This is a genomic window from Curtobacterium sp. MMLR14_010 (assembly GCF_001865015.1).
Taxonomy (GTDB): Bacteria; Actinomycetota; Actinomycetes; order Actinomycetales; family Microbacteriaceae; genus Curtobacterium.
The window spans coordinates 2,716-4,088 of record NZ_MJGV01000043.1; the positions used below are offsets into that span (position 1 = coordinate 2,716).

Consider the following 1,373-nt stretch of genomic DNA (forward strand, 5'->3'; position numbering starts at 1 on the left):
AGGACACGCCAGCACCGCCGCGCCGTCTCTTCGCCGACCTCACGCCGCTCCGTCGGTCCCCCGCGTTCGCCCGACTCTGGGCCGGCACGGCGATCGCCGGGATCGGCACGCAGATGACCACCGTCGCCGTCGGCCTCGAGGTGTACGACATCACGAGCTCGACGTTCGCGGTGTCGCTCGTCGGCGTGATCGCGCTGCTGCCGATGATCGTCGCCGGGCTGTACGGCGGGATGCTCGCCGACGCCTTCGACCGGCGCACCGTGGCCCTGGTGTCCTCGGTCATCGCCTGGGTCGCCGTCGCGATGATCGCCACGCACTCCTGGCTCGGGCTGCACAGCGTCGCCCTGCTCTACCTGCTCGCGACGGTGAACGCGGTCGCGGCGACCGTGAGCGGGGCCTCCCGGTCCGCCATCGTCCCGCGACTCGTCGGCACCGACCTGCTCCCCGCGGCGAGCGCCCTCGGTGGCATCGCGTCCGGCTTCCAGGTCACGGTCGGCCCCGCGGTCGCCGGTGTCCTCATCGCCACCGTCGGGTTCGCCCCGACGTACACGATCGACGTCGTGCTGTTCACGTGCGCGTTCCTCGGGGTGTTCACCCTGCCGCGGATGGCCGCCGACCAGGGGGCCCTCCGCCCGGGACTCAGCTCCCTGGTCGAGGGAGCGCGGTTCCTGAAGAAGTCGCGGAACATCACGATGACGTTCGTGCTCGACATCATCGCGATGACGTTCGGCCAGCCGCGGGTGCTCTTCCCCGCGATCGGCGCGCTCGTCATCGGCGGCGGCGCCATCACCGTCGGCACCCTGACGGCCGCCTACGCGATCGGGGCACTGCTCTCGAGCGTGTTCTCCGGTCCGCTCGGCCACGTCCGCCGCCAGGGCGAGGCCGTCGGCTGGGCGATCACCGTCTACGGCGGGGCGATCTCGGCGTTCGGCGTCGTGGTGGCACTGGCCCACGTGCTCGGCGGCCGGGAGGGCGAGTCCTTCAGCACCGGCATCCTCCCCGCCCTCGGCGCCGCCGCGGTGTTCCTCGCCGTCGCCGGTGGCGCCGACAACGTCAGCTCGGTGTTCCGCAACACGATCCTGCAGGCCGCGTCGCCGGACGGCATGCGCGGCCGCCTGCAGGGCATCTTCACCGTGGTCGTCACCGGCGGGCCACGCATCGGCGACCTCTACGCCGGGCTCGTCGTCGCCGCCGGCATCGCGGTGCCGCCGGTCCTCGGCGGGGTCGCGATCATCGGGCTCGTGGCACTGCTCCTGCGGCTCGTGCCGTCGTTCCGCCGCTACGACGCGCTGCACCCCAACGCGAACTGAGCGCGCTGGCCCGGCGGGGTGGTCGGGACCACCACCGGACGAGAGGCTCGTGGCGGCGCCGCC

1 protein-coding gene is annotated in these 1,373 nt (G+C 73.2%); it reads left to right on the forward strand.

The window, feature by feature from the left end; genetic code table 11:
• Positions 1-1,310: MFS transporter (locus BIU98_RS08570; RefSeq protein ID WP_175481325.1), on the forward strand; the 1,310-nt coding region annotated here is incomplete at its 5' end.
• Positions 1,311-1,373 lie beyond the last annotated feature (63 nt).